The sequence below is a fragment of the Pseudomonas sp. NBB genome, assembly GCF_032701105.1.
GTDB lineage: Bacteria > Pseudomonadota > Gammaproteobacteria > Pseudomonadales > Pseudomonadaceae > Aquipseudomonas > Aquipseudomonas asiatica.
Genome location: NZ_CP103994.1, coordinates 5454831 through 5471700, shown reverse-complemented (window position 1 = coordinate 5471700; position 16870 = coordinate 5454831). Strand labels below are relative to the sequence as shown.

The following is a 16870-nucleotide window of genomic DNA, read 5'->3' as shown; positions in this document are numbered from 1 at the left end:
AACAGAGCTATCGCGCTGTGCTGCTTTCCTGCTGCTCAACGGCGTTGAGAATGTTTCCGATGTCGCCTGTGTAGCGGTTGTTGATTGCTGTATAGGCCGGTTCCAGCTTGAAGCGCCGGAGTTCCACGGCGAAGGCCTGGGCCAGTGCCTCCCGCCCTGGCTTGCGCGCCAGCGCCAGGTACTGGGGCTGGCGGCTGATCACCAAGGGCAGCTCCTCGACCTGCTTTTGGAGGCCCAGATGCCGCAGCAGGTAATGGCCGACCTTGCGGTCGGTGATTGCCAGATCGATGCGGCCCAGCATCAGCTTGCCGAAGTTGGCTTCATGGGTAGGTGCAGCTTCGCGCCGGAAATGTACGGCTTCGTTGAAAGCGGCACCATAGGCGTAGCCGGGTGAGGTGCCGACGGTTAGGCCGGCAAGGTCATCGAGAGTCTTGACGGCATGGCGTCGAGTGCGGGCCTGGAACAGGACGAACTCTACCTCCGACATGGGCTCGGGGGCGTACACCAGGTAGTGCTGGCGCGACTCGTTCTGGAAGATATCCATGATGCCGTCGGCCAAGCCCTGCTCGATCATTGCCAGGCAGCGCTTCCACGGCAGGAACTCCCACTCCACCTCGACGCCAAGGCGCTCGAACACCCGGGTGGTGACTTCGTAGTCGATGCCGCGAGGCTGGCCGTCGTGCTGGTATGCATAGGGTGCCCAGTCGTCGGTTACCAGGCGCAGGCGCTCGCCCAAGGCCAGCGGGCTTAGGCAGGCGAGCAACAGGATCCAGAACAGTCGGGCGATGTGTGGCATGGCCGGAGATTACGCGCTCGGCCTGTTCAAGGCCAGTGAGGATGATGTTCTCCTGTGCCGGCCTCTTCGCGGGTAAACCCGCTCCCTCAAGTACAGCGCGAGCCTGCAAGCCAGCAGAGATCCTGTGGGAGCGGGTTTACCCGCGAAGAGGCCGGCACAGGTTCGCTCAAGTGTGGGATGACCTCAGCAGATGCGCCTCGATATCCTTGCGCCGCTCGCCCAGCGACAGGCGCAACCCCGGGTGGCGCAGGCACTGGCGCAGTTGCTCGGGTTCCATGTGGCCATGGCGGGCGTTGAGGTTTTCCAGGGCTTTGTCCCACCAGGCCGGCGCGCAGGCGCGGTCGAACTCATTGGGGTAGGGGTAGCAGCCATACAGCAGTTCTCGGGCGAACTGGCGCTCGTGGCTTGGCAGGGTCATGCTCAGCGCCTTGTAACCCAGGCGTTGCAGGGCCGGCGGCCGTGGCAGCTGGTCATTGACCAGGGATACGTCGGCCAGCGCCGCCTGGCTCAGCGGGTCGTGGCCGTGCTTGCGCAGCCAGGCCTGAATCTTGGCGCGGAACTGCGCCTTGCGGCTCCAGTAGTGGTGGATGACATCTGTGCATTCGGCCAATTCCAGCGTGCGGTAGGCCGCCACCGCCAGGCAGAACTCCTCGAGGGTATACGCCTCGCGAGCCAGGGGGTGGAACTCGTCCATCATGGCGATGGAGCGGTCCAGAGTGCCGGCGTCTTCGGCGGTGAGGCCGATCACCCCCGAATTGACTAGTGGCATCTGGCAATCAGCCAAGCCCCTGGACTCGAGGATGGCCAGCAGGTTCTTGTACAGCAGGCACTTCTGGTTGCTGCCGTAGCGTGCGCCGATGGCATTGCACAGCAGGCGGCCAGGGGCTACCCGGGCGAACAGCTCCAGCGGCGACTTGCGGAAGAAGGTGTCGGTGTCGATCAGCACTGCCAGCGGGTGTTGCTGCAGCACCTGGCGCAACAGCACATGCTTGCTGCGAAAGTGATAGCCGTGAGGCGCGTTCCATGCCTGGCGCGTGGCTTCGTCCAGCAGGTGTAAGGTGACCGGCAGGCCGGCATAGGGCTGCGGGTTATCGGTATAGACCTGGATGTCCATGGCTTCGCTCGCTGCCGTGCCCAGATGGGCGAGGGCGCTGACGATGCTGAAGCAGGCCTCCTGATGGTAGGTTGCCGGGCCAAAAGCCAGGTAGACGAGCTGTGGACGCAATGGCTGGAGGGGCTGCATGGCAGGCAAGACCTGTGTAACCGGAAAATGAATAAGGCTTTAGTCTATGACCAAAGCCTTAATCAAATCTTAAACAGATTTTGCAAAAAATTTCAGCGCGGCAGCTTCAGATTGTTCCAGATCGCCAGGCTCGGCTCGGCCTGGTTCAAGGTGTAGAAGTGCAGCCCCGGTGCTCCGCCTTGCAGCAGCTGTTCGCACATGCGGGTGATCACTTCTTCACCGAATGCCTGGATGCTGGCGGTGTCGTCGGCATAGGCTTCCAGCTGCTTGCGGATCCAGCGCGGGATCTCGGCGCCACAGGCGTCGGAGAAACGCGCCAGCTTGCTGTAGTTGGTGATCGGCATGATGCCGGGTACCACCGGGATGTCCACGCCCAGCTTCTGCGCGCGCTCGACGAAGTAGAAGTAGCTGTCGGCGTTGAAGAAGTACTGGGTGATGGCGCTGTCGGCACCGGCCTTGACCTTGTGCACGAAGTTGGCCAGGTCAGCCTCGAAGTTGCGGGCCTGGGGGTGCATCTCCGGGTAGGCGGCCACTTCCAGGTGGAAGTGATCGGCAGTTTCCTGGCGAATGAATTCGACCAGGTCGCTGGCGTAGCGCAGTTCGCCACTGGCCATGCCCATACCCGATGGCAGGTCGCCACGCAGGGCGACGATGCGCTTGATGCCTGCAGCCTTGTATTCGGCCAGCAGGGCACGCAGTTCGGCCTTGGTGTCGCCTACGCACGACAGGTGCGGCGCGGCAGGTATCTTCACTTCGCTTTCCAGCTGCAGCACGGTGTTCAGCGTGCGGTCGCGGGTCGAGCCACCGGCACCGTAGGTGCAGGAGAAGAAGTCCGGGTTGTAGGCGGCCAGCTGGCGGGCGACGCCCATCAGCTTTTCGTGACCGGCATCGGTCTTGGTCGGGAAGAACTCGAAACTGTAACGGCGTTCCTGGGACATCAGGCGTTCCTCTGGCAGCAAGCTTCAAGCGGCAGGCTGCAAGTAAAAGCCAGATCGGTTATGGCCGGCCTGGCTTGGGCATCGTTCAAGATCCGTGATGCTTGAGCTGCAAGCGGCAACGGCATGGTCTGCCTTTGATTGCCGCTTGAAGCTTCAAGCTGGCCGCTTAGTAGCGGTATGCGTGTGGCTTGAACGGGCCTTCGACGGTCACACCAATGTAGTCGGCCTGCTGCTTGGTCAGCTGGGTGACCACGCCACCGAAGCCGCGGACCATTTCCAGGGCCACTTCTTCGTCGAGCTTCTTCGGCAGTACTTCGACAGTCAGGCGCTCGGCTTTCTTTTCGGGCGACAGGTCGGCGAACTTCTGCTCGAACAGGAAGATCTGCGCCAGTACCTGGTTGGCGAACGAACCGTCCATGATGCGGCTTGGGTGGCCAGTGGCGTTACCCAGGTTTACCAGGCGGCCTTCGGCCAGCAGGATCAGGTAGTCGTCGTTCTGCGGGTCGAAGCTGCCAGCGCCGGTGCGGTGGATCTTGTGCACCTGCGGCTTGACCTCTTCCCAGGCCCAGTTCTTGCGCATGAAGGCGGTGTCGATCTCGTTGTCGAAGTGGCCGATGTTGCACACCACGGCACGCTTCTTCAGCGCCTTGAGCATGTTGGCGTCGCAGACGTTGACGTTACCGGTGGTGGTCACGATCAGGTCGATCTTGCCCAGCAGGGCCTTGTCGATGCTGGCTTCGGTACCGTTGTTGATACCGTCGATGAACGGCGAAACCACTTCGAAACCGTCCATGCAGGCCTGCATGGCGCAGATCGGGTCGACTTCGGTGACCTTGACGATCATGCCTTCCTGGCGCAGGGACTGGGCCGAGCCCTTGCCCACGTCACCGTAGCCGATCACCAGGGCCTGCTTGCCCGACAGCAGGTGGTCGGTACCACGCTTGATGGCGTCGTTCAGGCTGTGACGGCAGCCGTATTTGTTGTCGTTCTTGCTCTTGGTAACCGAGTCGTTGACGTTGATCGCCGGGACTTTCAGCTCGCCCTTGGCCAGCATGTCCAGCAGGCGGTGCACGCCGGTGGTGGTCTCTTCGGTCACACCATGCACGCGCTCCAGCACTTGCGGGTATTTCTTGTGCAGCAGCTCGGTCAGGTCGCCACCGTCGTCGAGGACCATGTTGGCGTCCCATGGCTGGCCATCCTTGAGGATGGTCTGCTCCAGGCACCACTCGTACTCTTGCTCGGTTTCACCTTTCCAGGCGAACACAGGGATACCGGCGGCGGCGATGGACGCGGCGGCCTGGTCCTGGGTGGAGAAGATGTTGCAGGACGACCAGCGCACTTCGGCACCCAAGGCAACCAGGGTTTCGATCAGCACGGCGGTCTGGATGGTCATGTGGATGCAGCCCAGGATCTTCGCACCCTTGAGCGGTTGCTCGGCCAGGTACTTGCGACGCAGGCCCATCAGTGCAGGCATTTCCGATTCGGCGATGATGGTTTCGCGACGACCCCAGGCGGCCAGGGAGATGTCGGCGACTTTGTAATCGGTAAAACCAGCAGGCATGTTTGCAGCGCTCATGAGAGCCTCCATTCGTAGTGTGCGAATGGGCGCCGTTGTGCGTTAAGCGCCCGCGAGAGCGAGCAACGCCCCATCCGAGCCTGACAGGCCTAGCCTGCTGCAGCGCCCCTCGGACGGGTGGCGGGCATGGCGCCGCTGTGGGCGGCCATGTGAAACGGCGGAGATTATAGCCGCGCCCGTCGGCTTGCCCAAGGTTTTCTGTCGATTAATCGCGACGATAGTCGATGTTCAATGGAGCGACAGCGGCCGCTCTGCCATCATTGCTGCACGTTAGCCAAGCAGGTCAGGAGTACAGATGAACTTTCATACCCGCAAGTGGGTTAAACCCGAAGACCTCAACCCAAATGGCACTTTGTTCGGTGGCAGCCTGTTGCGCTGGATCGACGAAGAGGCTGCGATCTACGCCATCGTCCAGTTGGGCAACCAGCGTGTGGTGACCAAGTACATATCGGAAATCAACTTCGTCAGTGCCTCGCGTCAGGGCGACATCATCGAGCTGGGCATCACTGCCACCGAGTTCGGCCGTACCTCGATCACCCTCAAGTGCGAAGTGCGCAACAAGATCACCCGCAAGGCCATCCTCACGGTCGACAAGATGGTCTTCGTCAACCTTGGCGAGGATGGATTGCCGGCGGCGCATGGGCGGACCGAGATCAAGTACATCCAGGACCAGTTCCCGGACAGTGCAGTCGAATAGATCTCGGTTGTCGGTGCCGGCCTCTTCGCGGGTAAACCCGCTCCCACAGGTTTTTCACCGTCCGAAAGGTAGCGCAGATCCTGTGGGAGCGGGTTTACCCGCGAAGAGGCTGGCACAATTTCTCACGGCTGAGCGCTGACCTTGCGCACCACCCGCCCGATGCTCAACCCCTGCACCAGGATTGACGACAGCACCACGATGTAGGTGATCGACAGCAGCAGGTCACGTTCTTCGCCCAGTGGCAGCGACAGTGCCAGGGCAACCGACACCCCACCGCGCAAGCCACCCCAGGTCAGCACCCGTACCGTGCCCTTGGGCACCGGGCGCCAGCGCCGCAGCAGCACGATCGCCGGGGCCACGGTCAGCAACCTCGACAGTAGCACCGCCAGCGCCAGCACGCCGCCGGCTACCATGTGCATCCAGTTGAAAGGCAGCAGCAACAGCTCCAGGCCGATCAACGCGAACAGCAAGGCGTTGAGCATGTCATCGATCAGCTCCCAGAAGCCGTCCATGTAGCGACGGGTCATGTCGTTCATCGCCAGGTTGCGCCCCAGGTTGCCGATTATCAGGCCGGCCACCACCATGGCGATCGGCGCCGAAACGTGCAGTTCGTAGCACATTGCCGAGCCGCCGATGACCAGCGCCAGGGTCAGCATCACTTCCACCTGGTATTGCTCGACGCTCTTGATCATGCGGTAGGTGGCATAGCCGATCAGGCCGCCGAACAGCACGCCGCCGATGGCCTCGCGGGCGAACAGGATCGCCGTGTCGGTCATGCTCGGCGTCTCGCCCAGCTGGATGATGCCCAGCAACACGGTGAAAACCACCACCGCAGTGCCGTCGTTGAACAGCGACTCGCCGACGATAGTGGTTTTCAGCGGTTTGGAGGCATTGGCGGTACGTAGCGCGCCAAGCACGGCAATCGGGTCGGTGGGCGAGATCAGCGCACCGAACAGCAGGCAGTAGATCAGCGGCACTTGCCAGCCGAACAGGGCGAACACCCAGTGCGACAGGTAGCCAATGACGACGGTGGCAATCAGTACGCCGACGGTGGCCAGCAGGCCGATGGGCCAGCGGTAGCTGCGCAGGTCGGAGAGGTTCACGTGCAAGGCGCCGGCGAACAGCAAAAACGCCAGCATCCAGTGCATCAGCAGGTCATTGAAGTCGATCTGGTTCATCAGACCTTCGACGCGAGCTTCCAGGCCAGGGAAGCCGATCAGGCTCAAGCCCTGCAGCATCAGGGAAAACAGCAGCGCCGTGACCATCACACCGATGGCAGGGGGCAGGCCGATGAAACGGTAATTTACATAGGTAAGGAGGGTGGTGAGGCAGATAAACGCGGCAACTAGTTCAAGCATCCCGAATCCTGTAACAGTGGCTTCCAAGTCGTAACCCGAATGGCTCGGGCAGTTCTTTGATGACCTGGCGCGGGGTTCGGGACACAGGGTTTGACCGGATTCGTTTGAAACGTTCCCATCCAGAAGGTTGTATCGCATACCCAGACTTGTGCAAAACCCGAAGGCTGGCGCGGTCTCTGTGGGAGCGGGCATGCCCGCGAACACCGGCAAAGCCGGTGCCATGCACCGAGTTGCTTTCTTCGCGGGCATGCCCGCTCCCACAACGGTCCCCTCGAGCGCTGTATATTCACAAATATAAAAAGCCACAAGGATAAGAAGGCGTGCTGGCAACTTCCCTGGTGTTGGTCGCTGCACTGCTGCATGCGACCTGGAATACCCTGATCAAATTCAGCGGCGAGCGCCTGCTGGTGATCGCCAGCATGGATACGGTGGCGTTGGCTTTCGCGGTGCTGGCGGTGCCCTTCGTCGAGGTACCGCCGACTAACATCTGGCCCTGGCTGCTGGCTTCGGCGCTGGCCGAGCAGCTGTACCGCTTCCTGTTGATCCAGGCCTACCGCGTGGGCGACCTGGGGCTGGTCTATCCTCTGATGCGCGGGCTGTCGCCGCTGGTGGTGCTGGGGCTGACCTTGGCCTTTGCCGGCGAATCGCTGAGCCAGCAGCAGATCATTGGCATCCTGCTGATCCCCTGTGGCATGGCCTGCCTATTGTGGCAGGGCGGTGGCGGTGACCGGCTGCCCTGGTCGATGCTGCCGGTGGTTGCCCTGATCGGCCTGTGCATTGGTTGCTACACCTGGTTCGACGGCCAGGCCGTGCGCTTGTGGGGCAAGCCTTGGGATTACCTGGTATGGCTGACCTTGCTCAGTGCCTGGCCCTTCCCGTTGCTGGCCAGCGTGGCGCGGCGTGCGCCGTTTGTGTTGTTCTGGCGCCTTCAGTGGCGCCTGGGGCTGGCGGTGGGGCTGTGTGTACTGCTCAGTTACGCGCTGGTGCTGTGGGCCATGCACTTGGGGTCGGTGGCCGAAGCGGCGGCGTTGCGGGAGTTGAGTGTGATTCTGGTGGTGCTGCTGGGCATGCGCTACCTGAAAGAACCTTTTGGCGGGCCGAGACTCCTAGCTTGCGGGCTGGTGTTGGCCGGCATGCTGGTAATGAAGCTTTGACCCGAAGACTGAACAAGGAGTCCTGTCCATGACTGTTGCCCTGTGGTGCATCCTGATCGCGCTGCTCTTGCCGCCACTGTGCGCGTTGATAGCCAAGGCCGGTAGTGGCCGCTTCCGACTGCGCGACAACCACGACCCGCGTGCCTTCCTGGATACCCTGTCCGGGCTGCCGCGGCGCGCGCATGCTGCCCAGCAGAACAGTTTCGAGGCCTTCCCGGCATTTGCCGCGGCGGTGCTGGTGGCGGATATCGTCGGCAATGCCGAGCAGGTGACCCAGGATGTGCTGGGGGTGATGTACATCACCAGCCGGCTGCTCTACATCATCTGTTACCTGGCTGACTGGGCCATGCTGCGATCGCTGGTGTGGTTTGCCGGGATGGCGATCATTGTGGCTTTCTTCGTGGTTTCCATCTGATACCGCGTCGCCTTCTTCGCGGGCTCGCCCGCGAAGAATCCACCGCCGATCAAGGCACTTTCGGCACCTCGGGCAGCGGCTTGCCCTTGGGCCACAGCATCCAGATCTGCCCCTGCTGCTTCATGTTCCCGGCCAGTTCCCCAGCTTCCGGCCCAGTGCCCCAGAACAGGTCGGCGCGCACCTCGCCAGTAATTGCCCCGCCGGTATCCTGGGCCCCCACCGGGCGTACCACCGGTGTACCGTCCGGGCGAGTGGTGGACAACCACAGCAAGCTGCCCAGCGGAATCACCTTGCGGTCGATGGCCACGCTGTAGCCAGCGGTCAGCGGTACGTTCAGCGAACCGCGTGGCCCTTCGTTGCTGTCCGGGCGGGTGCTGAAGAACACGTAGCTGGGGTTGCTGGCGAGCAGTTCCGGCACCCGTTGTGGGTTGGCCTGGGCCCAGGCATGAATGGCGCCCATGCTCACTTCTTCCTTCTTCAACTGGCCCTGTTCCACCAGCCAGCGCCCGATTGGCCGGTAGGGGTGGCCGTTCTGGTCGGCGTAACCCAGGCGCAGCTGGCGCCCGTCTTCCAGTTGTACCCGGCCGGAACCTTGGATCTGCAGGAACTGCAGGTCCATCGGGTCGGTCAGCCAGGCCAGCACCGGTGCCTTGACGCCGTCACGGTTGATCACCTCGGCGGTGTCGTATGGCTTGAGCACCCGGCCATCAAGGCGACCGCGCAGGCGCTTGCCCTTGAGTTCGGGGTACACGCTGGCCAGGTCGACCACGATCATGTCGTCGGGGATGCCGTAGACCGCCACGTGATTGGTTGCCGACTGGCTCAGGCTGCCAGGGTAGACCGGTTCGTAGTAACCGGTGATCAGGCCGTTGGCGTTATTTTCGGCCGAGCGCAGGCCGTATACCTGCAGGTTCTGTTGCAGGAAGGTACGCACCTGCAAGGCATTGTCGGGCACGCTGGCGGCTGCTTCGCAGGTGCTGGCCCAGACGGTGTCGCGCTTGAGCTTTTCACAGCCGTTGCGCCAGGCCTGGAAGCCCGCCACCAGGTCGCTGTCGCTGACGGCAGGCAGGTCCTGCCATGTGGCATTGGCGTAGGTGGCGATGGCATGGGGCTCGGGTTTGGCGCTTTCGCCACCGTTGCAGCCGGCCAGCAGGGCCAGCGCCGGGAGTGTCCAGGCCAGATGGCGCAGGGCAGATTTCATGAGTATGTTCCTGTCATGGGTGAACACGGATATTCGCCCCTGTTTTTTATGTGGCTATTGGTCTTTCGCCGCTGGGCAGCGATACTGGCCGCCCATTTGCGTAGGCCGAAGTGACCGTGATGTTGAAGCGATTGACCGTTGTTCTGCTGGCAGCACTGGCCCTGAGTGGTTGTGACCGGGTTGACCCGAACTCCCCGCTGGGCAAGCGCAAGGTGATCTTCAAGGACATGCTCAAGACCAGCGAAGACCTGGGCGGCATGTTGCGTGGGCGGTTGCCGTTCGACGGGGTGAAGTTTGCCGACGGTGCGCTGAAGCTGGACAACCTTTCGCACCAGCCCTGGCAGCACTTCCCACAGGCGCGTGATGGTGGCGACAGTAGTGCGCGTGCCGAGGTATGGGAGCGGCAGACGCGCTTTCATGACCTGGCCCGCCAGCTGGAAGGCGTCACTGGCGAACTGGTCGATGTCACCCGGGGCCAGCCGCTGGACGCTGCGCAGTTGAAGGCGCCGATGGACAAGGTCGAAGCGGCTTGCAAGGCCTGTCATTCCGAGTTTCGTAATCATTGATGGCCTGTTGCGACCTCATCGCCGGCAAGCCTGCGATGAGGTCAGTAAAGGCAACGCAGTATTCGAATCTCTGTCAGCGATCCAGATCCTCCACCGCTTCCTGCAGTTCCTTGCGCGACTCGGCCAGCTTGTCCTTGCGCTTGTTGATCTTCTCCGAATCGCCTTTCTTCTCGGCTTTCTTCAAGTCCTTTTCCCGCTGCGCCACTTCGTGACGTGCGTCGAGCACCTTCTGCTCACGTTCCTTGCGCAGGCTGGCATCGGTGCAGTTGTCTACCCCTCGCAGTGCCTCTTCAAGCCCTGCGGCCTGTTCGTTGTTGCCGTGGTCACGGGCAATCTTCAACTGGTTCTCGATGGCGCTACGCTTGGCGGCGCAACCGGTCAGGCCGGCATCCGGCTGGGCGGCTTGTACGGCACCAGCGGCCAGGCCCAGTGTCGCGATCAGGAAAAGGGTCGAAATACGTTTCATGAAAAGCCTCCTTGAGGGGGCGGGGCAGCAAAAGTTGGGGGAAATCCTGCCTTGGTTTTGCCCATTTAGAAACCCTTGTTGGGGTTTTCCGGCTTAATCTCGGGATTTTCCTACAGGTAAATTGGTAAATAATCATTGCTCGATGCTTTGCCTGTCGATCCGGAATCCGTCGATCCCTGCCGTCGCCAGTTGCGTTGCAATGGCTTGAACCTCGGTGGTTGCAAAAAAACCAGCAAGCTGTTCTCCGCGCTTTTCGCCGATACCGGGCATGGCTTGCCATTCAAGACTCGTGCGGGCAGCCAGCTCCAGCCAGTCGCCTGTTACCTGCATCCTGGTGGGTGTAGGCGCGCCAAGCCCGCGCAGCCATTGGGCAAAGGGCCGTGAGCGAGCTTGGTCGAAACTGCCCAGCAACTGCGCAGCCGTTGTGTCACTGATACCCGCTACCTGGGCCAGGCGCTCGGCATCCAGATGCAGCCAGTCGGTCATCGAGGTCACCAGCCCGGCAGCCACCAGTCGGCGCCAGGTACCAGGGCCGGTGCGCGGCAGGGCCAGCCCCTGCTTGCCGCTGAGCCAGGTGAGGCGGGCAATGAACTGGTCCTCGCAGCCTTCGCTGATCTGCCAGCAACTGTGGGCATGATGCTGGCCGGGCGCTGGTGCGATCACCGGTTGGCGCTCGGCGGCGCGGTGCACCACTTGCTCCAGGCGTGGGATGGTCAGCCCGGCAAGGCTGACGGCCACCTGGTCACCGGGGCGGATGTCGAGCTTGCGCCAACGTGCCAGCGATCCCAGGCTCACCTGGGTGATTCGCCGGTCATCCAGGGTAACCGGCAGTACATGCAAGACTGGCGTAACCCTGCCGGTACGGCCGACGCGGAAGCGTACTTCGCGCACTTCGGCCAAGGCTTGCGTGTACGGGTGCTTCCACGCCGCGATCCAGTAGGGCGCCTTGGCCTGCCAGCGCTCGGACGGAGGCCGGACGCCTTGGCGCAGCACAACGCCATCGGTGGCGAAGGGCAGGGGTGAGCGGTACCAGTACTCGCGCCAGTGCGCTGCATCGTCTGCTGTTTCTATGGCGACGCTGTAATCCTGGCTGTGCGCAAAACCCAGTTCCGCCAGTTTCGCGAGGCGTTCGGCCTGCTGCTCGGGGCCCTGCGGCCAGTCCCACACGAACAGGCCGATGCGCTCACCTTGCTCACGACCCAGCTGCTTGCGAGCCAGCAGCCCGGCTACTGTCCCTCGGGCGTTGGCGCTGCCTGCCCGGGCTTGCACATGCGCGTCCAGGCGCAGGTACAGTTCGCCCTGCAGTTGCAGGTCAATGGCCTGGGGCAGCTGCCGATTGATTTCGACGAGCAGGGGGATGTGGCGGCTCCAGTCGTGCCCCTGCACGCCGTCCCCCCGGCTGATCAACTGCACCAGCCGGCCCTGACGGTAGATGAGGGAGACCGCTACGCCATCGACCTTTGGTTGCACCCATACATCTGCCTTGCCGGCCAGCCAGCGTTCTACAGCCTGACGGTCGGCCAGCTTGTCGACGCCGGTGTGCGGCACCGGATGCGGAATTGGCCCGCCAGCGCTGGCCAGCGGGGACGGGGTAGTCGTGATGCCAAAGCATTGCTGCAGGTGCGCCAGGTGCTGGCGGCTCTGGTCATATAGTTCATCAGCCACCAATGCGATGCCCTGACGATGATAATGGTCGTCCCAGCGGGCAAGCGTGGCGCGCAGTCGGCTCACTTCAGCCTCGACTTGTTGCGGGTTCCAGGTGGGACATGTGGCGGCACGGGCCAGGGGAGCATTCAACGTCAACAGTAGGGCGAAAAGCAGCATGAGCGGCATGGCCAGCATCCTTGCATGGCGGGTGGGAGCCCTCAGCCTAGGCAGGTAGCGTGCGGGTCGCCATGCAGCGTTTGTCAGCCCATATGTCACAAAAAAGCCCCTGCCGATTGCTCGGCAGGGGCTTTCGCCTGGCGCTGTAGGAAGCTTACAGGCCGGCAGCGTCACGCAGCGACTGGGCGCGGTCGGTACGCTCCCAGGTGAAGGTGGTGAAGGTGTCGTCGCCGACCGTCTTCTGCTGCGGGGTACGGCCGAAGTGGCCGTAGGCAGCGGTTTCCTGGTACATCGGGTGCAGCAGGTCGAGCATGGTGGTGATGGCGTAAGGACGCAGGTCGAAGCACTCGCGCACCAGCTGGATGATCTTGTCGTCGGAGACCTTGCCGGTACCGAAGGTGTTGATCGAGATGGAGGTCGGCTGGGCCACGCCGATGGCGTACGACACCTGGATCTCGCAACGCTCGGCCAGGCCGGCGGCGACGATGTTCTTGGCCACGTAGCGGCCGGCGTAGGCGGCGGAACGGTCGACCTTGGATGGGTCCTTGCCGGAGAACGCGCCACCACCATGGCGGGCCATGCCGCCGTAGGAGTCGACGATGATCTTGCGCCCGGTCAGGCCGCAGTCACCCACTGGGCCACCGATGATGAAGTTGCCGGTCGGGTTGATGTGGTACTGGGTACCCTTGTGCAGCAGTTCGGCAGGCAGGGTGTGCTTGACGATCAGCTCCATCACGGCTTCCTGCAGGTCTTTCTGCGAAACCTCAGGGTTGTGCTGGGTCGACAGCACCACGGCGTCGATACCGACCACCTTGCCATTTTCGTAACGGCAGGTGACCTGCGACTTGGCGTCCGGACGCAGCCATGGCAGCAGTTTCGATTTGCGCGCCTCGGCCTGGCGCTCGACCAGACGGTGCGAGAAGCAGATCGGCGCTGGCATCAGCACATCGGTTTCGTTGCTGGCGTAGCCGAACATCAGGCCCTGGTCACCGGCGCCCTGGTCTTCCGGGCGGGAACGGTCGACGCCCTGGGCGATGTCCACCGACTGTTTGCCGATGATGTTCATCACGGCGCAGGTGGCGCCGTCGAAACCGACGTCGGAGCTGTTGTAGCCGATGTCGATGATGACCTTGCGCACCAGCTCTTCCAGGTCGACCCAGGCGGAGGTGGTGACTTCGCCGGCGATGATGGCGACACCGGTCTTGACCAGGGTTTCGCAGGCTACGCGAGCGTATTTGTCCTGGGCGATGATGGCATCAAGGACGGCGTCCGAAATCTGGTCGGCGATCTTGTCCGGATGCCCTTCGGACACGGACTCGGAGGTGAAAAGGGAGTATTCGCTCATCTCGAAGGTTCCTGAAATTTACCGATGTTGTATGTCGCCAGCCGTCCGCTGGAAATGGCGGACCTGGATCTGGAAACCGTTACGCAAGCCCACGTACAGGCTGTCCCCGGGGGCCAGCCCGGCGGCGTTGGCCCAACGGGCCAGGTCGTCCTGTTCGAAGCCAAGCCACAGGTCGCCGCAGGCTTCGCGCGCCCACCCCTGGTCATGGCTGCACAGTTCGGTTACCAGCAGGCTGCCGCCTGCCTTCACCCGTTTGGCCAGCTGGCGCAAGGCCAGGGCCGGGTCGCTGAAATGGTGCAGCACCATGTTCAGCACAACGCAGTCGGCGGCCACATCCGTTGCACCCAGTGCATCGGCCAACTGCAGGTTCACATTGTCGAGCCCTTCGCGCTTGCACACCTGGCGCGCCAGTTCAAGCATGGTCGGGCTGTTGTCCAGGGCGGTGACCTGGGCGAAGCGCCGGGCCAGGTCGGGCAGGAAGCCACCGTCGCCGGGGCCGACCTCCAGGGCGCTGGCGGCCGGGTCGAAATTCAGTTTGTCGAGCAGCGCCAGCAGGCTTTCGCGGTACTGCGGCAGGCCGGCGATCAGGTCTTGCTGGGCGCGGAACTTCTCTTCCACGCGCAGGAAGAAGTCCTGGCTGGTGGCTGCGCGGCGTTGCTGCACCTGGGCGATACGCGCCTGCACGTCAGGCGGAAGAGTCAGGTCGTCCACCTCTTCGAGCAGCGCCGCGTGCAGCCGACCGCCCAGGCGCAGGCTGTCGGGCAAGGCGCGGCGGTAGAAGATGGCATTGCCCTCGCGGCGGGTCGCCACCAGCTCGGCCTGGGCCAGTACCTTCAGGTGGTGGCTCATGCCCGATTGGCCCACATCGAAGATCTGCGCCAGCTCCAGCACGCCGAACGAGTCGTTGGCCAGGGCGCGCAATACGTTCAGGCGCAACTCGTCGCCACTGGCTTTGCACAGGGCAGCCAATGCTTCGCATTGCTCGGGGATCGATTGCGCGCGGAGGTTCATGGTGCGGCAGTCTAGACAGGCATCGTTGCCCTAGCAAGGGCAATATCAAAAAGTTTTGATATTGAGTGATGAGCGGGATGGTTCGCCCGGTTTTACTCCCGAATTGAATGCCAATCGCAGGAAAATCCCCCGACTGTGACCATACGTCATTGCCCCAAGCCCCCCCAGTGGGCGAAAATGGCCGCCTTTTTTGTGACACCACCTATTCAAGCCCCCTAGGAGATCAGCGATGCCCAGCCGTCGTGAACGTGCCAACGCCATTCGTGCCCTCAGCATGGATGCCGTGCAAAAGGCCAACAGCGGCCACCCAGGTGCCCCCATGGGCATGGCGGATATCGCCGAAGTGCTTTGGCGCGACTATCTGAAGCACAACCCGAGCAACCCGAGTTTCGCCGACCGTGACCGCTTCGTGCTGTCCAACGGCCACGGTTCGATGCTGATCTACTCGCTGCTGCACCTGACCGGCTACGACGTCACCATCGATGACATCAAAGGCTTCCGCCAGCTGCACAGCCGCACCCCGGGCCACCCGGAATACGGCTACACCCCAGGCGTCGAGACCACCACCGGCCCGCTCGGCCAGGGTATCGCCAACGCCGTGGGCTTCGCCCTGGCCGAAAAGGTGCTCGCCGCCCAGTTCAACCGTGATGGCCATAACATCGTCGACCACCACACCTACGTGTTCCTCGGCGACGGCTGCATGATGGAAGGCATTTCCCATGAAGTCGCCTCGCTGGCCGGCACCCTGGGCCTGAACAAGCTGATCGCCTTCTATGACGACAACGGCATTTCCATCGACGGCGAAGTGCACGGCTGGTTCACCGACAACACCCCGGCGCGCTTCGAAGCGTATAACTGGCAGGTGATCCGCAACGTCGACGGCCATGACGCCGACGAGATCAAGACCGCCATCGAGACCGCCCGCAAGAGCGATCGCCCGACCCTGATCTGCTGCAAGACCATCATTGGTTTCGGCTCGCCAAACAAGCAGGGCAAGGAAGACTGCCACGGCGCACCGCTGGGCAACGACGAAATTGCCCTGGCTCGCAAGGAACTGAACTGGAACCACGGCCCGTTCGAAATCCCGGCCGAGATCTACGCCGAGTGGGACGCCAAGGCTGCCGGTGCCAAGGCCGAAGCCGAATGGAACCAGCGCTTCGACGCCTACGCCAAGGCCTACCCGGAGCTGGCTGCCGAGTTCAAGCGCCGAGCCGCCGGTGACCTGCCTGCCGATTTCAGCGAGAAAGCCCAGGCCTACATCAACGAAGTGGCCGCCAAGGGCGAGACCATCGCCAGCCGCAAGGCCAGCCAGAACGCCCTGAATGCCTTCGGCCCGCTGCTGCCGGAGTTCCTCGGCGGTTCGGCAGACCTGGCCGGTTCCAACCTGACCCTGTGGAAGGGTTGCAAGGGTGTCGAAGCCAACGACGCCAGCGGCAACTACGTGTTCTACGGCGTTCGCGAGTTCGGCATGACCGCCATCATGAACGGTGTTGCCCTGCACGGTGGCCTGGTGCCTTACGGCGCGACCTTCCTGATGTTCATGGAATACGCCCGCAACGCCGTGCGCATGTCGGCACTGATGAAGCAGCGCGTGATCCACGTCTATACCCACGACTCCATCGGCCTGGGCGAAGACGGTCCGACTCACCAGCCGATCGAGCAGCTGACCAGCCTGCGCAGCACGCCGAACCTGGACACCTGGCGCCCAGCCGACGCGGTGGAATCCGCCGTGTCCTGGAAAAACGCCCTGGAGCGCAAGGACGGCCCTTCGGCGCTGATCTTCTCGCGCCAGAACCTGCAGCACCAGGACCGCGACGCCCAGCAGATCGCCGACATCAGCCGCGGCGGCTACGTGCTCAAGGACTGCGCCGGCGAGCCTGAGCTGATCCTGATCGCCACCGGTTCCGAAGTGGGCCTGGCTGTTCAGGCGCACGCCAAGCTGACCGAACAAGGCCGCAAGGTGCGCGTGGTTTCCATGCCGTGCACCAGCGTGTTCGATGCCCAGGACGCTGCCTACAAGCAGTCCGTGCTGCCGCTGGAAGTAGGTGCGCGTATCGCCATCGAAGCCGCTCACGCCGACTTCTGGTACAAGTACGTCGGCCTGGAAGGTCGTATTATCGGCATGACCACCTACGGTGAGTCGGCGCCGGCCTCGGCACTGTTCGAAGAGTTCGGTTTCACCCTGGAGAACATCCTCGGTACTGCCGAAGAGCTGCTGGAAGACTGATACAAGGAAGGCGAGGGCCTCTGGCCCTCGTTCGCGGCACAAGGCCGCTCCTA

Annotated in this window: 15 protein-coding genes and 1 riboswitch; of the genes, 5 read left to right on the top strand and 10 right to left on the bottom strand. The window is 62.9% G+C overall.

Annotation, left to right across the window (positions count from 1 at the left end; translation table 11 throughout):
• Positions 1–7: 7 nt before the first annotated feature.
• The 4 genes from NY023_RS25270 to ahcY form a co-directional block, all read right to left on the bottom strand.
• Positions 8–796: a substrate-binding periplasmic protein gene (locus NY023_RS25270; RefSeq protein ID WP_013974515.1), complete on the bottom strand. Its 789-nt coding sequence runs from the start codon at positions 794–796 to the stop codon at positions 8–10.
• Between the two features lie 166 nt (positions 797–962).
• Positions 963–2039 (bottom strand): hypothetical protein, encoded by a 1077-nt coding sequence (locus NY023_RS25265; RefSeq protein WP_023661386.1) that lies wholly within the window; start codon positions 2037–2039, stop codon positions 963–965.
• A 92-nt stretch (positions 2040–2131) separates the two neighbouring features.
• A complete protein-coding gene (gene metF / locus NY023_RS25260) occupies positions 2132–2977 on the bottom strand; it encodes a methylenetetrahydrofolate reductase [NAD(P)H] (protein ID WP_024087835.1) in 846 nt (281 codons plus the stop codon).
• Between the two features lie 166 nt (positions 2978–3143).
• Complete coding sequence (gene ahcY, locus NY023_RS25255) at positions 3144–4553, bottom strand: adenosylhomocysteinase (protein ID WP_013974512.1); 1410 nt, start codon at positions 4551–4553, stop codon at positions 3144–3146.
• A 20-nt stretch (positions 4554–4573) separates the two neighbouring features.
• Positions 4574–4670, bottom strand: a riboswitch (S-adenosyl-L-homocysteine riboswitch).
• Between the two features lie 178 nt (positions 4671–4848).
• Between ahcY and NY023_RS25250 the strand changes: the two genes are divergently transcribed.
• Positions 4849–5250 carry an acyl-CoA thioesterase gene (locus NY023_RS25250; protein ID WP_003257757.1) on the top strand — a complete coding sequence of 134 codons (402 nt, stop codon included), beginning with the start codon at positions 4849–4851 and terminating at the stop codon, positions 5248–5250.
• 122 nt (positions 5251–5372) lie between these two features.
• On the opposite strand, the gene NY023_RS25245 is transcribed toward NY023_RS25250, so the two are convergent.
• Positions 5373–6608: a cation:proton antiporter gene (locus NY023_RS25245; RefSeq protein WP_013974511.1), complete on the bottom strand. Its 1236-nt coding sequence runs from the start codon at positions 6606–6608 to the stop codon at positions 5373–5375.
• A gap of 320 nt (positions 6609–6928) precedes the next feature.
• Between NY023_RS25245 and NY023_RS25240 the strand changes: the two genes are divergently transcribed.
• A complete protein-coding gene (locus NY023_RS25240; RefSeq protein ID WP_013974510.1) occupies positions 6929–7762 on the top strand; it encodes an EamA family transporter in 834 nt (277 codons plus the stop codon).
• Between the two features lie 28 nt (positions 7763–7790).
• Positions 7791–8177 (top strand): MAPEG family protein, encoded by a 387-nt coding sequence (locus tag NY023_RS25235; protein ID WP_013974509.1) that lies wholly within the window; start codon positions 7791–7793, stop codon positions 8175–8177.
• 49 nt (positions 8178–8226) lie between these two features.
• Here the strand turns inward: NY023_RS25235 and NY023_RS25230 are convergent, their stop codons facing one another.
• Positions 8227–9378, bottom strand: coding sequence for a murein transglycosylase A (locus NY023_RS25230; RefSeq protein WP_013974508.1), 1152 nt, complete (start codon positions 9376–9378; stop codon positions 8227–8229).
• 119 nt (positions 9379–9497) lie between these two features.
• Between NY023_RS25230 and NY023_RS25225 the strand changes: the two genes are divergently transcribed.
• Positions 9498–9944, top strand: coding sequence for a c-type cytochrome (locus tag NY023_RS25225; protein WP_024087833.1), 447 nt, complete (start codon positions 9498–9500; stop codon positions 9942–9944).
• A gap of 73 nt (positions 9945–10017) precedes the next feature.
• Here NY023_RS25225 and NY023_RS25220 read toward each other — a convergent pair whose 3' ends face one another.
• From NY023_RS25220 to NY023_RS25205, 4 genes are all read right to left on the bottom strand, one after another.
• Entirely contained in the window at positions 10018–10410 is a 393-nt protein-coding gene (locus NY023_RS25220) for a DUF1090 domain-containing protein (protein ID WP_003257749.1), read from the bottom strand.
• A gap of 132 nt (positions 10411–10542) precedes the next feature.
• Positions 10543–12243 (bottom strand): NAD-dependent DNA ligase LigB, encoded by a 1701-nt coding sequence (ligB, locus tag NY023_RS25215; protein WP_044047167.1) that lies wholly within the window; start codon positions 12241–12243, stop codon positions 10543–10545.
• Positions 12244–12388: 145 nt separating this feature from the next.
• Complete coding sequence (gene metK / locus NY023_RS25210) at positions 12389–13579, bottom strand: methionine adenosyltransferase (RefSeq protein WP_015272060.1); 1191 nt, start codon at positions 13577–13579, stop codon at positions 12389–12391.
• Between the two features lie 18 nt (positions 13580–13597).
• The gene (locus NY023_RS25205) at positions 13598–14590 is read right to left on the bottom strand and encodes an ArsR/SmtB family transcription factor (RefSeq protein ID WP_013974504.1); all 993 of its coding nucleotides are present in this window, start codon (positions 14588–14590) and stop codon (positions 13598–13600) included.
• 229 nt (positions 14591–14819) lie between these two features.
• Between NY023_RS25205 and tkt the strand changes: the two genes are divergently transcribed.
• On the top strand, positions 14820–16817 hold the full coding sequence (gene tkt / locus NY023_RS25200) for a transketolase (protein ID WP_013974503.1): 1998 nt from the start codon (positions 14820–14822) through the stop codon (positions 16815–16817).
• The last annotated feature ends 53 nt before the right edge of the window (positions 16818–16870 follow it).